At 34.9% G+C, this 13,448-nt stretch carries 17 protein-coding genes; 2 read left to right on the forward strand and 15 right to left on the reverse strand.

The genetic code is table 11. The features are described from left to right. Window positions 1-14 precede the first annotated feature (14 nt). The 4 genes from DESPCE1_RS0112245 to DESPCE1_RS0112260 all read right to left on the reverse strand — a co-directional run bounded on the left by DESPCE1_RS0112245 (window position 15) and on the right by DESPCE1_RS0112260 (window position 3,012). A complete protein-coding gene (locus DESPCE1_RS0112245) occupies window positions 15-212 on the reverse strand; it encodes a hypothetical protein (RefSeq protein ID WP_019850635.1) in 198 nt (65 codons plus the stop codon). 1 nt (window position 213) lies between these two features. Further along, window positions 214-1,908, reverse strand: coding sequence for a terminase large subunit (locus tag DESPCE1_RS0112250; protein ID WP_019850636.1), 1,695 nt, complete (start codon window positions 1,906-1,908; stop codon window positions 214-216). Between the two features lie 2 nt (window positions 1,909-1,910). Continuing rightward, a complete protein-coding gene (locus tag DESPCE1_RS0112255) occupies window positions 1,911-2,390 on the reverse strand; it encodes a phage terminase small subunit P27 family (protein WP_019850637.1) in 480 nt (159 codons plus the stop codon). 133 nt (window positions 2,391-2,523) lie between these two features. Then, on the reverse strand, window positions 2,524-3,012 hold the full coding sequence (locus tag DESPCE1_RS0112260; RefSeq protein WP_019850638.1) for a hypothetical protein: 489 nt from the start codon (window positions 3,010-3,012) through the stop codon (window positions 2,524-2,526). A gap of 55 nt (window positions 3,013-3,067) precedes the next feature. Between DESPCE1_RS0112260 and DESPCE1_RS21390 the strand changes: the two genes are divergently transcribed. Together DESPCE1_RS21390 and DESPCE1_RS0112270 are read left to right on the forward strand one after the other, a co-directional pair. Beyond that, complete coding sequence (locus tag DESPCE1_RS21390) at window positions 3,068-3,241, forward strand: type II toxin-antitoxin system HicA family toxin (RefSeq protein WP_019850639.1); 174 nt, start codon at window positions 3,068-3,070, stop codon at window positions 3,239-3,241. 29 nt (window positions 3,242-3,270) lie between these two features. Next, window positions 3,271-3,666 carry a type II toxin-antitoxin system HicB family antitoxin gene (locus DESPCE1_RS0112270; RefSeq protein WP_242835392.1) on the forward strand — a complete coding sequence of 132 codons (396 nt, stop codon included), beginning with the start codon at window positions 3,271-3,273 and terminating at the stop codon, window positions 3,664-3,666. A gap of 54 nt (window positions 3,667-3,720) precedes the next feature. On the opposite strand, the gene DESPCE1_RS0112275 is transcribed toward DESPCE1_RS0112270, so the two are convergent. The 11 genes from DESPCE1_RS0112275 to DESPCE1_RS0112330 all read right to left on the reverse strand — a co-directional run bounded on the left by DESPCE1_RS0112275 (window position 3,721) and on the right by DESPCE1_RS0112330 (window position 13,064). Beyond that, window positions 3,721-4,032 carry a hypothetical protein gene (locus tag DESPCE1_RS0112275; RefSeq protein WP_019850641.1) on the reverse strand — a complete coding sequence of 104 codons (312 nt, stop codon included), beginning with the start codon at window positions 4,030-4,032 and terminating at the stop codon, window positions 3,721-3,723. A gap of 5 nt (window positions 4,033-4,037) precedes the next feature. Then, complete coding sequence (locus tag DESPCE1_RS0112280) at window positions 4,038-4,262, reverse strand: hypothetical protein (protein ID WP_242835393.1); 225 nt, start codon at window positions 4,260-4,262, stop codon at window positions 4,038-4,040. 237 nt (window positions 4,263-4,499) lie between these two features. After that, window positions 4,500-4,748 carry a hypothetical protein gene (locus DESPCE1_RS0112290; protein WP_019850644.1) on the reverse strand — a complete coding sequence of 83 codons (249 nt, stop codon included), beginning with the start codon at window positions 4,746-4,748 and terminating at the stop codon, window positions 4,500-4,502. A gap of 747 nt (window positions 4,749-5,495) precedes the next feature. Continuing rightward, window positions 5,496-6,875, reverse strand: a complete 1,380-nt coding sequence (locus DESPCE1_RS0112295) for a phage/plasmid primase, P4 family (protein WP_019850645.1) — start codon at window positions 6,873-6,875, stop codon at window positions 5,496-5,498. Continuing rightward, window positions 6,841-7,080, reverse strand: a complete 240-nt coding sequence (locus DESPCE1_RS24190; protein WP_019850646.1) for a DUF5659 domain-containing protein — start codon at window positions 7,078-7,080, stop codon at window positions 6,841-6,843. Before DESPCE1_RS24190 ends, DESPCE1_RS0112295 begins: the two co-directional genes overlap by 35 nt. Before the next feature lie 25 nt (window positions 7,081-7,105). Further along, complete coding sequence (locus tag DESPCE1_RS0112305) at window positions 7,106-7,312, reverse strand: helix-turn-helix transcriptional regulator (protein WP_019850647.1); 207 nt, start codon at window positions 7,310-7,312, stop codon at window positions 7,106-7,108. Window positions 7,313-7,524: 212 nt separating this feature from the next. Continuing rightward, a complete protein-coding gene (locus DESPCE1_RS0112310; protein ID WP_019850648.1) occupies window positions 7,525-10,479 on the reverse strand; it encodes a hypothetical protein in 2,955 nt (984 codons plus the stop codon). 209 nt (window positions 10,480-10,688) lie between these two features. Beyond that, a complete protein-coding gene (locus DESPCE1_RS0112315; protein ID WP_019850649.1) occupies window positions 10,689-10,982 on the reverse strand; it encodes a hypothetical protein in 294 nt (97 codons plus the stop codon). Window positions 10,983-11,072: 90 nt separating this feature from the next. Further along, a complete protein-coding gene (locus tag DESPCE1_RS0112320) occupies window positions 11,073-12,023 on the reverse strand; it encodes a hypothetical protein (RefSeq protein ID WP_019850650.1) in 951 nt (316 codons plus the stop codon). A gap of 601 nt (window positions 12,024-12,624) precedes the next feature. Next, on the reverse strand, window positions 12,625-12,759 hold the full coding sequence (locus tag DESPCE1_RS24035) for a hypothetical protein (RefSeq protein WP_019850651.1): 135 nt from the start codon (window positions 12,757-12,759) through the stop codon (window positions 12,625-12,627). Then, window positions 12,759-13,064 (reverse strand): hypothetical protein, encoded by a 306-nt coding sequence (locus DESPCE1_RS0112330; RefSeq protein ID WP_019850652.1) that lies wholly within the window; start codon window positions 13,062-13,064, stop codon window positions 12,759-12,761. The genes DESPCE1_RS24035 and DESPCE1_RS0112330 overlap by 1 nt, the downstream gene beginning before the upstream one ends. Window positions 13,065-13,448: the final 384 nt, after the last annotated feature.

The following is a 13,448-nucleotide window of genomic DNA, read 5'->3' on the forward strand; positions in this document are numbered from 1 at the left end:
TAACCCCAACTAATTCACCTACCTTTCTTTATGGGGAACCTTATAAAGTAAACCCCTAACAAAAATAGGATTATTCCTGTGGCATATATCCCCGCTATGCTGTTAAGCAGGAAAGTAGCCAACATAATTAAAAGTAATCCCATAAAAATCAAAAAATCCTCCAGGTAATCCAAGAGGAGCACTTTAAATCTATCCATTTTTTTCTTCACCATCCTATGACCACCCAAGGGATTTTAAATATTCTTCGGTGATCTCAATCTTTATCTCGCTTTTATCCAAATACAATTGGCTATAAGCAAAAATACTGGCAACTAGTAAATCGATCCTTTGTTTATTTTTATTTTCCTTCGCTAATAAAATATCTTCCGTTACTTTCCCTTTAACCGTCACCGCATTAGCAACACACCAATCAAGTAAAGGGTTCTTTTCATAAAAAACATTGTTCAAATAAACTTCATCCCGAAAGGATTTAATGGACGGAGACAGGCTTGTATATGTTTGTTTGATAAGTATCACATCATAATCTTCACCAAGATTCTCCATCATTTGCAGAGCATTAAATGGATCACTGACGATGCACTTAATTTTACAGTTATAAACTTCTTCAATCGACCTGATATAGTCCTCGACGGCATTGTAGCTCACGATATGACCCTTTGTAATCTTACAGTGCCCTTGTCTCTCAAACGCTCTATAATCAAGCTTTTCCCTTCGTTTTTTTAGAGACTCTTCCGGTAAAAAACCTTTACTCTTCAAATAAAATTTGCCATCCTCTAAGTACATAATACTTACTGCTGTTAGATCCGTTGTAAGGGCAAGATCGACTCCAACCACTACTTCTTTACCTTGTAGATCAATCTTGTCTGTTTGACACTTTTTCCACAAATCGTATTCTAAGTATTTTTCTTCGCTATCATTATGGACAAATATATTTAGATGTTTGGTCAAAAATTCCGTCTGCTCTGAAGGCTTCTCTAAGGCACTTTTGCGATTATCTTTAATTTCTTGGTAATTTTCTTCCACCCTCAAAGGATTTGCTTGCTTTAGCCCTATATCGTCCCATTTGTGTTCATCTTCTGCATAATAAAGTAGGGCAAACATACGATCATCAACCACTACCCCATTAAACACCTTGCGGATATACTCCAGTTCCTCGATCATGATTGATTGAGACTCTGCGTAGGCCGTTGTCAGTTTAAATCTTAAAGGATTTTTAACAGATAGCTGGCCTGACTTCATGGCGTTTATGTTTTTATAATCCTTAAACGCTCCAATCTCATCGGCGATATACGCTGATGGACGTATGGAGTTGTTTTTATTGGCTTCAGCCGTCCTAGCCTGATAAAAGCTATGAGTCAACTTGCAAATGATCTTACCGATTAAAGTTGTAGATACTTTAAAATGCTTACGAATTGCCGGACTTGCATTAATAATTTGTGTCATTGCTTTTTTGACTTCTGCCGCCAAGTCTCTATCCAGGCAAATGCTATAGAGTTCGCTATAATCATCCTCCGTAAGCAAAAGGATAATTAAAATAACTCCAGCCATCCATGTCTTGGCATTTTTCCTAGGGATAAATAAAGTGACATCTCTATAACGGTATTTTTTTACATCGTTTTTAAATCGCCAACCAAAGATATTAGTAAAAAAAAAGGCTTGGAAATTAAATAAATGATTGAGTACCGGTTGACCTACAACATCAATGCCTGTTGCATAATTGAGCAGATTTAATATCTTCTCTATCTTTTCTATTTCTGAAGAATCGAAGTAAAATAAAAAATCTTCTTGGTATTGATTACTAAAGTAATCGTCCAAAAAGATTTGACATTGAGTCTTTACTTCTGTAGTTGTTATTTCCTCGCCTTTAATAACATCTTGAGCATATTGTAAGGCTTTATCTAAGAGCAATCCTAATCACCTCTTAGAGCCTTCAATAAAGGATCTTCCTCAGTTTCTTTAGCGTTAATATTAACCTGTGCTAACTTTGCCCTTGCTGAAGGAGAAAGGCCCAACTCCATACAACATTTATTAAAAATCGAATTATAGTCCTTGTAGGCCGTGCAAGCAGGGTTTTTTGCAAACTCATCATTTCCTTTTTTTAGAAGTATGCCATATTGATCAATCAGCGCTTTACACTCTTTCAATCGGCAGACTGAATCAACGGTCTGTTCTAAAATCATAATATCTAAATTGCACAAGATTCCACTTGCTTGTAATTCCTTTACCAGAAATCTGTAGATTTTCTTTTCTTCAGGTTTTAGATGCTTCGGCGGCTTATAGACCAAGGCATCATCACCTTTTAATTTTTGTTCTGCATCTTTACGCTTTGCAATTTCTTCTTTTGTTAAATGCTTAGTCTGTAACTCAATTGGCTTAGCTGCTCTTGCCATTAATCCACCTTTCCTTTCTATTTTTTAAAAAGACCTCATTTGGGAGTTTATTTTAAGCGAGAGGGCAACCAGCGACTTTCAAGGCTTTGTTGGAGTTTTTCGACCTACCCCCTACCCCAAAAATTACATGGAATCATTTCCCGACATCCAAAAACTCCCTTTTCCATTTCTCTTTCAATTTCCTCAACATCATTTGAACTTTTTCTTTTTTCCCTTTTTCCTTCATCATCACATGTATCTCCAGGTGAACAGATTCACTCAAAGGTATAAGGTTATCCACCTCTAATCTTTTCTCCCAATCTTCTTTTAACTCCACAATATGATGAACCACGTCACAAAAGACAATTTGCTTATCAACATAATAGCTCCATAAACACAATCCATTATATTTTGTCTTTACATAGTCTCTTGTTTTAATCCATGCATCAGAACAATAAAAAGCTTGCTCCTTCTTGTCATTCCTACCGGCCTTAAATTCCTTATGCCTTTGCTTTTGTCTCTCATCATAATCCGCTTGGTGCCTATCACAATATGTAAGGCTGTAATCAACAATCTGACTACAGCCACTTCTTCCACATAATTTTTTTAATGACATAACAATCCTTTCTAAGTAAATACTCATTTTCTCCTTGACTTATACACACCAAGTGTGTATAATATAATTGAGAGGTGAAGAGATGAAGCGCAACGATTTGATCAAGCTCTTTGAAAAGAATGGCTGGTGGTTCAAGCGAGAAGGTCATGATCACACAATCTACACCAACGGAATCCACAATGAACCAATCTCAAGACAAAATGAAATCAATGACATACTGGTAAAGAAAATCATCAAACGACGAGGTTTGAAATAAAACCTCGTCCCTAATAAAAATAAAAAGGAGTGCTTAAATTGATCAAAGCTTATCCCATTATCCTAACTCCTACAAATAGTGGATACGTTGTAACTGTTCCTGACTTAGATATAAATACTCAAGGGTCCGATATTGCTGAAGCTATCTATATGGCCCGCGATGCAATCGGTCTGTGGGGAATAACAGAACAAGATGATGGACGGGATATCCCCGAGCCATCCACATCCGAACCGGTTCACGAACCTAACGAGATAGTAACCTGGGTGGATATTGATTTTGACAAGTACCGCAAAGCCAATGATATGACAACGATGCGTATTAACGTCTCTGTTCCGAAGTATCTCAAGGTCTTAGGCGATGAAGCTGGAATAAACTTCTCTCAAGAATTACAAGAACGTCTAAAAGAAAGACTTATCAAAAACTAACTTCAGCTGATCTCTTTAAGCAGTCGTAAGGGCTGCTCTTTTTTGTGACACCCTTTAATTTTTACTACTATAATAATCCCTCAATGCCTCCTTAACCATCTTATACGCCTCTTCTTTGTAAAAAGCATATTTACCTAAATTAACTTTTACCTCGTAATACCTATAATTATTGTAGGCATCAATAAACGGCCTCTTGGATTCCCCTCTAAATAGAAATAATACCTTGGGTTTCTCCCTATTCTCGACTTCAACAGCTTTTACCTCAGCTTCAAAACCAAGGTAAAATAAGTAAGCGCAAAAATTGCTGTCTCCACTTTGGTAAACAAATTCCTCTTCACTCATATCTAACTTTGTTATTTTTTCCAAATCCTTTACCTCCTCAGTATCGCCCTATTCAATTCGATCATAAAGCTCTTATAGATCCTGTATTGCATGTGTTCAAGTTTGGCATCTAATTTTTCATTAACCATTTTCTCAATCCTCAAATAGTGTTCATCCAGTAACGCCTTTAATTTATCCTCTGCACTTTGCCTTTTCTTTTGCTGCTTAGGCTCTGCAACTTCATTTCCAATAATATTCCTATTTTCACTCATCATAAATTCTCCTTCAACCTCTTATTTTAATTTTGCCTGTATCCTTAACAATTGCTGATATATAGGTTCCTCCACCCACCGCTTTTTTGCTCTGCCAGACTTTTGCGAGCTGCCGGTGATAAGTCCTGGGTACTTACCCTTAACACATTTCAAAATACCTCTTCCAATCAATAGCTCCATCTCTGATTTAGATATCTGTTCCACTTTTAACTTCAGCCTCTCTTTTTTCTCGTAGTTCTCTTAATTCTCTGTAACTATCACACTTTGATCCCAGGCGTTCCAAACATCGATCTCTTTGACCCCTTGATCAATTACCTCGATGGCCTGATCGATCTCCTGGCCCACTTGTGTACAAAATGAACGGTATTCCAATAAAAATTCCTTGAATAGTTTTCTCTCATTAATTGTCATGTTTTGGTAATCAAATTCTTCTCCATACTTTTCCGTAAGGATTTCACCAAATATTTTATAACTCTCCGCAATATCCATTTATAAATCAATCCCTTCTTTTCATCTTATAAATTTAAAAAAATAATATTGGGGATGCCCCAAATTTGACGCACCCCCTCAGCCAGGAATATACTCACCCGGCACTAGCCTTTTTGCAATTACTTTGGAGGCTGCTAACGACCTGACGTCACGAAAGGCTAAACGGCTGCCATTAATATAAAAAATATAGTGTCTATGTTAATATCCCTGTACAGAAGGGACAATTAACCAAAATTTAGTTGGTAGATAAAACAATTCAGAAAAACAAAAAATATATATCTGTCCGGCGACGGTCGCCGGACAGGAGTTGTAAATTCAGTCAATTGCTTAGCGAAAGCGACGGGAGGAAGCTTGAGCTTAGCAATTGCTAATTTACAACTAATATAATCATTGTTGGGGGGAAAGCGCATTTTGCTTCCTCTACGGGCTACCCCGTAAAATTGCGTTTCGCATTTCCCCCCAAACCCCCTATGCGATAGATTTCTTTGTTCTTATATTCAGGTAACAAAAACTAAAAAGGTAACAAAATAATATGTTACCTCTGAAAGTGTTGGTATCAAAGGGTTTTAGGCTTATTTTTAGCTCAGTAACAGGGTAACAAAAAATTTTCAACTCCATAAAATATACCTATCTATTTTTTCTCATTAAATATTTATGTTACCTTGTTACTTTGTTACTTTCTTCTAAAACCATTGCAATTAAAGGGTTATAGCGGTAACAAAGGACTGTTACCAGGCTAAAATAATGTTACCCCACCAGGGATAAACCTTTTTTATATTCAAGTCCTTCATAGACCTCTTCTGGATTCCCTTTAATTTTCTTTTGTTTTCTGGCTTGCGGTAAATTAAACTTTCGTTTAATAATCTTCTTGAATTCAGCATTCTTCATATTCTGCTCAGTATTTTCTTTGCAAAATTCAATATACTTTTCGTATACATCATTAACTTTCAAATAAGATTCAGAGCTTTTAGCGACATCTAAATAATAATGGGCAAATCTTTCCGCATTATTACTATCAAATCGATATTGATTTAACATATCTTTTGATTCTTGCGAATATGTAAAATCTCTTTGCTCTGCTAATCTCATCAAACCTTTGATAGCAAATTGGAGGATACCAGCCATTTCATTATGAAGCTTACCTTCTTTAAGATCTAAATCAATCTCATCACCACGAAATTTTTTATTGAATTGAATAATGACAAATCGCCTGTGTAGAGCATCATCAAAATTCTCAATCTGTGGCAAGTCATTCATAGCAAAAACCAGTTTACAGAACGGCTTAAAATTAAACGTATCTTTATTTTTAAACTGTGCTTCAATCGGATCACCGCTGGAAATGGCTTTAAGCCAAGTAATGGCAGTATCTTTAACCAATCGCGAACATTCTTCAGTTGAAAAATTTAATATCTTATCCTTAAGGCCAGCCCTAAGAAAGGATTTATCCAGCAAAGACATAGGTACACTGGCATAGTTAGCATCAGTAACCAATGTTTTTAAAGTATCAATCAAAACTGATTTTCCGCTGCCACCTTCCCCATAGAGCAAGAATATCTTTTCATGCATTGTACTTGGCGTTAAGCAATAACCAAACATTTCTTGAACAGTTTTTATATTTTCTGGATTACTTTCAAAAGTAGAGGATAAATACTTGCTGAAATTGGGACAATTAGCATTAACATCATATGGATAATCAAGATAGATTGTACAAAAATCTTCTCTAAAAAACTCATTCTCATAGAATACTGGATTCTTCCAATCTGAAATATTGAGCGTCCCATTTTGTAATACTATGCTTTTTCTATCACTATTAATTTCCTCAAGCTTAATATATTGTTTATGACTTATTTGTTTTAGAATCTGATCTGTATAGTACGGTTTTGAAATTAAGTCCATTTCTTTAGATATCAATTGCGCCAAATAGTTATCATCTACTTTTTTCCAGTACTTCTCATTAAAAAGAAAATAACCTTGCTTAGGGTTATGAACAATATCATATATATCCAATGTGTATCTCGTTGATTTTTCAACATCGAATACTTCATTACCATTAGCATCTTCACTAAAGAATTTACTTTCTAACTCAGCCTTTCTAGCTTTCTCGACTGTTAACTCCCTCTTCGCCATGTGTACCCCTTTCTGTTCTCTTTGATCGTGAGTAATCGTGGATCGCGTCCATTATTCCATCATCTTTTTTAAAGACAAAAATAGTTCTATTTCTATCATTGCGATCCGATTTGAGATCTATAATCTGGAAGTTCCTAGATAGTAGAAACTTCGCTACCATAGGCGAGAAGATCAACTTCCCATCATCCGTGTTTGCGTATTGCATTTTGTCCGACTCCTTTTATCTCATTTTAGTTTTGAATCCATTTCGGATCTCTTTCATTCAAATAACGTTCAAGAGCAGAAAGTTGATCGAGGGATAGGTCAATTTTTCCCCGCTTGTAGCTACTCAAAACAGGTTGATGCATGTTCAATTGATTGCAAATAAATTTTTGTGACACGCCCAAATCTCGAATATAACGCTCAAGCCGTTCTCTTATTTCTTCTTGTTTATTCATTACTTCATCACTCCTTTCATTTATTTTGGGTAAACTTATCTTTTTCTTTACTCTATACCAGGATAATCATTGATTTTATCAGTTAATAATAGCACTCTAATGACAGAGTGCTATTAAACTTCTCTCTTCCCTATAGGGGACTATCTCAATTTTCTAAAATCCTTGATTTTGTTTAATTTTAATTACATTTAACAAACCAAAGTGTGTAAATCTTAATTATTATTTATTAAAACATGATTTATTCCATACAATTTAAGAATTTCATCCTCTTCCTTCACCTTATTCACCCTTTTAATTGTATCAACTTTTTCCTTTGATTCTTGAAATAACTCAACAAATGAGTCTTTATGGGATTTATATAAAATACTTATCAACTTTCTAGCAATACCTGTCAATGCTGTATTAACTTCTTGTTTTATATCGCTATTTTTATTTGCTCTGATCTTCTTTTGTTCTTCATCAATTCGGTGAAGAACTGTTTTAATTGTGGCCGGCTTAATCCTTCGTTTTGCTACCTTTGCTATGTAGTCATTTTTTAGGCTGTTAGTTTTGGTGTACTTTTCTTCTCTAGATAATTCCTCATCATTCCAGATTTTTGCTTCTGCCGCTTTAAGTTGGTTACAATCTTTAATTAGTATATTTATCTGGTTTCTATCGGCATCAGCCATCTTGATTGTTTTTTCTTCACATAATATTTCCGCAATGGTAACAATGTCTTTATCCTCTCCCTGCCTACGTTTTGCCCTGATATCTTTTGTTTCTTCTTCTATGATTTCCTGCAAAAAATCCATTGTTGTAAAATGTTTTTTAAAGCAATAGTTTTCCCCTTTGCCTACAATCCCGAAAAACAACGGCCTGGTTAGTTTTTTGGTCTTTGAGTCCCTTTCTATATTCAGCTCTTTAATTAATTGCAATTCACGTTTTAAATCAATGGTTAGCTCCTTTTTCGCAGAGTCTATGGATAAATTCGACATTACACTTAGTTGACTGATAGCTGTATATAGGTCTTGCACCTCTTTACTGTCAACCGCTTTCCCTTTATTAACCATATCCCACAGTTTACTGTTCAATATTTGGCTAACATTCACGATCTCGCCAATTTCGCTGGAACTTTCATGGATTTTTTCATCTAACTCTGCTTTTTGTTTGGCGTTATTTAACCGTTTAGTTGTTTCTGCTTTAACATTGCCCGTTGGAACAAGGAAATTATTATAATTCAGCTCTGTGATATCAATGAGTAATTTTGAATCCGTCAAAATCAAACTGTCCGAATCAAAATCGGCCCCAGATAGACGTTCTAAGCAGTTATTACCTATGCTATTGATACAAACGATTTCCTTGCTCAAATTGAAATATTTATCTAGAATCTTACACTCTACATTATTAGCAAGCCACAGGTTTCCCATTGAAATATGTGGTGACCTGCACCCTAATAGCTTTTGATTGTATTTAAAGTTTTTACAATGGATTTCATCAACGCCTAATACACTTAAGCCCTTGAATGCCATCGGATGATCCTGGTCCTTGATTGTTGCCTTAAGCATCTCTAAAGGATTGCCGAACAGCACGCTGTAGTTACCAGGAACAAGAATATGTCCCTTTTTTATATTGTCAATATAGTTTTCGATCAAATCTGCTCTAAAATTAAAAAATAAGTCCGTACGCTCAAATTTATTGTTGAGCTGTAACATGGTAAACATTAAGTCATCAGAGCTATTGATTTCACCGGCTTCTATATCATCTTTGATTTTAATTCCAAGATGGTTTCTAAAAACTCTGATATCGTTTTTAAGTGCATTAAGGTAATCAAAGGATGGTTGCAATAACTCTTTCACGCCTGTTTTGTTCATCATCATGCTGTTCAATAATTGATAGTGAGTTTGGACTAAATTGCCTCCAAAAAATTTAGTTGGCTTCTCATGTTTAACTATTCCCCAGGAGCTAGAGCATTCAGATATAAAATCTTCCCATGATCCAAACTTAAGATATTTGATGCTTGATGGTGTAGTGATCATCTTAATATCTCTAATGTCTTTAGCCATCGTTTTCCCGTTAAGTTGTGATAGATCAGTTATTCCGTTATCTGCAAAAAACTTTTGGATATTTGTGTTAAAACAAGCCGATTTAAAAAATCTATTGCGAAGAAGGAGCATTGATCTATTTGGATACTTCCCAAAAATACTAGATTCAAGCAAACTTTGACCATCCCAGATACTATTAGTGATTTCAAATTCATCTTTTACTCCGGTGAATAGTCTATCTGCTTCATCCACTTTTTTAATACTGGTCACCATGGCCTTGTTTTTGAATATGCTCTTATAATCATCAATAAGCAAAATACTTTCAGGATTAAGATCAATAGTATCAATGATAGACGAACATGTAAGGCTAATATATGCCTCCAAGGCAGCAAGGTCTACCTCGTCACATTCTGAATACTCCAATCCCATCATTGACCATTTCATCATATCTTTATAAAGCTCTTCATTAATAAATAAACAGTTACCATCTCTACTGCTGCCAGATGATCGCTTGGATCTGACCATTTTAAATTCTTTGCCTTTTACATCTTTAAGAGTAAACCCATTTTTGTATAAATCCTGCCTTATTTTTGCTCTTGATTTAACCGTAACAATTTCATTTTCATCCACAGTAAATTTAATAGTGTTATCATTTTCATTTGCTTCAAAGCTAAAGCCTTTTGGTAATTCTATTAACTCATCTATTAATAAATCCATAAATTCACTTTTAACAATTTCAAATAATTCATCTACTTTAATGGCGATTATCTCGGATTCTACTCTGCACAATCCATTTTCAAATTCTAAGGCTTTCAAGTCTCCGATACCCTTACCATATTTAATGTATATTTTTTCTTTGTCAACATCTCTTCTATAATACTCTTTCACGGCATATTTGAATGTAAGGTTAACGATTGAATTAGTATATTGCTTACTATCATCCCCTAGATAACCTAGACAAAAAATATTCTTGTCCTTTTTGGTTTTATATACCACCTGGGCTACTTTATCCAATTGGATTACATCTGAACTAAAATCAAGAGTAGCCTTATACTTTTTCTTTGGTTTAATTTCATAAGTCGAATTAGAATTTATGATGTCTTTACCATCAATTGACAAGATGTATGTGTTACTTTGATCAATCATCCTATAATTCTTTCCCCCTTATAAACAATATCGAAATTTTAAAGCTGCCATTTTTATCAAAGACCTCATGGCAGCTTAACCGCTTCAATGTAAGGTTTTTTATTCAGTTCAATTACTTATGCTTAACCAGTCTGCCCGGCAAATTTGAGGGGGAGCCAGCCATTTTTTTAATAACTGGCTCCGCAAGTTCTGGATGGGCAAAAAGCACATCACGAAACAAAAATCTCTTCATCACTAAACTCTTCATTTGGGTTATTTATTCGTTGGAACATAATCTGGAAATCATGTTCCAGCCTGTTAATTTTAGTTTGCTGAGCTACCATAAGGTTATAAATAGATATAAGAGCGTTTTGGAGTTCACAACCATCTTCTTTTAAGTGTTTAAGTTGGTTATTTCCCTTGATATCTTTCCATTCAATTTTATCATCCAAATTTCTAAACTTATTGTTAAGTTCCTCGTTGACCTCGCTAAGATAGGTCATTTTTTCAATAATTGTTTTCATACAATTTATCCCACTCTTTCTTCTTAATAATCAGTGTCCAATATACGGGGTATAGGTATTCTGATGCCTTTTATAACCTCAAATAAATCTCTATTCTCCCTTTTTGATTTCCTCCTCGCCTCTTTCAAATGCTTTTCTGTCTTCTTGAGTCATCACGATTTCAAAATTTTCTTGAATAAATTTCCAGATTGTTTCCAGGTCATTATCGTCCTCAATACCATCAATGATCTCTTTGATTTCCTCTTTGAGCTGTCCCTTTTTGGACAAGGTTAGCTTTAAATAAAAATCGAATCGTTCACACTCTTCTACCTCTTGATCCTCTTCCAATATAATACCCAATTTGCATACATCTTTATCTGAATCATAATTATTGCATACACAACAATCGCTAACCTCTTCCTCTTGTTCATATTTTTCATCAAAGAACTCATTCAAAATACTCTCATAAACACCCTCATCATCATGACCAGATTCTATCCGACACAAACACGCTACTCTGGCACCGTCAATGTAATAATCCATATTGCTTTTAACTTTTTCCATTGTCAATTCAATATCATCGACATATTGACCAACGATAAAATCAGTAACTCCATAATCTTCAGGATTCCAAAAAACCTCCATCAGATAATTTTCTTCCGCAGTTTCTTCTAAAACATTCTTTTTGAACAAAAACTTAAATTCACCAAGGTTATTAATGGACAATTCATAAAAATAACCCTGAATTTCTTCTGCTTCTAAAATATCTCCTGGTTCTCCCTCAGTTGTAATAATTCTGATATAGAATTTCCCACCCCTGAATCTTCCTTTAAGTTCGCCGATATATTTAATACCATCTTCTTGCTCTATGGCTTCATCAAATAGCTGAATATTTTCATGGATTAAATTCCGATGTATGTCTTTAAGATCAATTAAAATGTTTTTAACAGCATTATAGGCATCTTCGACAGAATTAAAAGTATCTTGCGTAACAATCTTTTCATTATTTCCCTTTTCTGTAACGCTCATTAGCAATCTATATTTATCACATTGGTTCATCATCTTTTTACCTCTTTCTTTTTTGTTTTTATTTCTATATTCGTGAGCCTTAGACCTAACGACCTAAGTTTAATTTAGGTCGCAGGCTAGCCCACACACTATCCATAATCACAATCAAAAACAACAGTCACTAAGCCAATTCTCCCTCCTTTTAGATTTTTCAATGCTTTAACCTTGCCGAATAAAAATAAAATAAAAATCATGTGTTGACAGCACATATAAAATCCCTTATAATTTGTTAAAGATGATATAATGTTGTATTTATGTGCAAGCCAAAAAGGGTTGCGTATTTGTATTTTATCATCGAATTTTAGTTTGTCAAGAGTTTTGACTTATTGCCCCTGCTTAAAATTACAAGCAGGGTTTTTTGTTGTCAAATTTGGTCTATTAACATGATTACTACCCTGCCCCAGATTTGACGTATCTTTATTATCAACGAAAGTGATTCATCATATTGACACTTAAAACGATTTACAAGCACATTTTAAGCGGTTTAAATATCGCCATAAGGAAAATCCCGCCAAGACATTTCAAACCGTTTTAAGGTGGTCAAAACTTGATTTGGCTGATTTCCCTCTCAGCACTCGTCAGGTGAGGGACATATTTAGTTATAATTTTCCTCTTCTTCCTCGTAATTATTGTAAGGATCATCAGCTTCCCAAAAAATTCGATATTCCTCTTCAATCAGCCAATCTTTTATCTTATCATTCATTGGAAACTGAATGACTTTAGCGGCCATTACACCGCACACGCCCTTTCTGCATCAATCCGTCTCTCACCTTTAAAACTAACCATTTCTTTAATTAGCTCATTTCTCATCTTCCCCTCAATATGAAACTTTAACTCTGGAAATCCATATTTCATTTTATCTTCATTAAGCTTTGCAACAATATCTAAAGCTTTCTGTTTCGTTATACATCTCATATATACACCGTTCGCAATAACATGATAGGAGGTATACCCGAATACACCTTCCCTTACTGTACAGAAACTTTCTTTGTGAACGTAGTGTCCGTGATTGTCTTTGATTACCCATTCTTTCATATTGCATACTCCCTTCCATCTTTTAAATGGTTTAGTTCTTGGATATTCATTTAATTTTCCTCCCTATAATATCTTTTGATTTTCTTTGAATATCTCGCTTTTTCATAGAATTCCTTACCAAACAAACTAGCTCACCACGGATAGAATTCGCATAGAATGCCTAATTCAGAGAATTTGGGTATAGCAAAGCAAACGTCTGCTTTTTTAGCATATGTTGGCCGTTGTAAACCCATTATTCTCACGGTGGTAAACCTCCCATGTCTAACAGGGTCAAGATGATAAATCCGCCCTAAATTCCTTCGTTCCACCTATCCATGATTGGGTGTCAGTTATGCTCCTCAACCGAGTCTTTGCTCTAATGGTGATTTATCCGACTGACTACCA

Origin of the sequence: Desulfitobacterium sp. PCE1, from assembly GCF_000384015.1 — a bacterium.
Lineage (GTDB): Bacteria > Bacillota > Desulfitobacteriia > Desulfitobacteriales > Desulfitobacteriaceae > Desulfitobacterium > Desulfitobacterium dehalogenans.

Coding starts and splice junctions, on each gene's coding strand:
- DESPCE1_RS0112315 (WP_019850649.1), bottom strand. CDS start 10,982: ATGAAAACAATTATTGAAAAAATGACCTATCTTAGCGAGGTCAACGAG.
- DESPCE1_RS0112320 (WP_019850650.1), bottom strand. CDS start 12,023: ATGATGAACCAATGTGATAAATATAGATTGCTAATGAGCGTTACAGAA.
- DESPCE1_RS0112280 (WP_242835393.1), bottom strand. CDS start 4,262: ATGATGAGTGAAAATAGGAATATTATTGGAAATGAAGTTGCAGAGCCT.
- DESPCE1_RS0112305 (WP_019850647.1), bottom strand. CDS start 7,312: ATGAATAAACAAGAAGAAATAAGAGAACGGCTTGAGCGTTATATTCGA.
- DESPCE1_RS24035 (WP_019850651.1), bottom strand. CDS start 12,759: ATGGCCGCTAAAGTCATTCAGTTTCCAATGAATGATAAGATAAAAGAT.
- DESPCE1_RS0112330 (WP_019850652.1), bottom strand. CDS start 13,064: ATGAAAGAATGGGTAATCAAAGACAATCACGGACACTACGTTCACAAA.
- DESPCE1_RS0112290 (WP_019850644.1), bottom strand. CDS start 4,748: ATGGATATTGCGGAGAGTTATAAAATATTTGGTGAAATCCTTACGGAA.
- DESPCE1_RS0112255 (WP_019850637.1), bottom strand. CDS start 2,390: ATGGCAAGAGCAGCTAAGCCAATTGAGTTACAGACTAAGCATTTAACA.
- DESPCE1_RS0112295 (WP_019850645.1), bottom strand. CDS start 6,875: ATGGCGAAGAGGGAGTTAACAGTCGAGAAAGCTAGAAAGGCTGAGTTA.
- DESPCE1_RS0112245 (WP_019850635.1), bottom strand. CDS start 212: ATGGTGAAGAAAAAAATGGATAGATTTAAAGTGCTCCTCTTGGATTAC.
- DESPCE1_RS24190 (WP_019850646.1), bottom strand. CDS start 7,080: ATGCAATACGCAAACACGGATGATGGGAAGTTGATCTTCTCGCCTATG.
- DESPCE1_RS0112310 (WP_019850648.1), bottom strand. CDS start 10,479: ATGATTGATCAAAGTAACACATACATCTTGTCAATTGATGGTAAAGAC.
- DESPCE1_RS0112260 (WP_019850638.1), bottom strand. CDS start 3,012: ATGAGTATTTACTTAGAAAGGATTGTTATGTCATTAAAAAAATTATGT.
- DESPCE1_RS21390 (WP_019850639.1), top strand. CDS start 3,068: ATGAAGCGCAACGATTTGATCAAGCTCTTTGAAAAGAATGGCTGGTGG.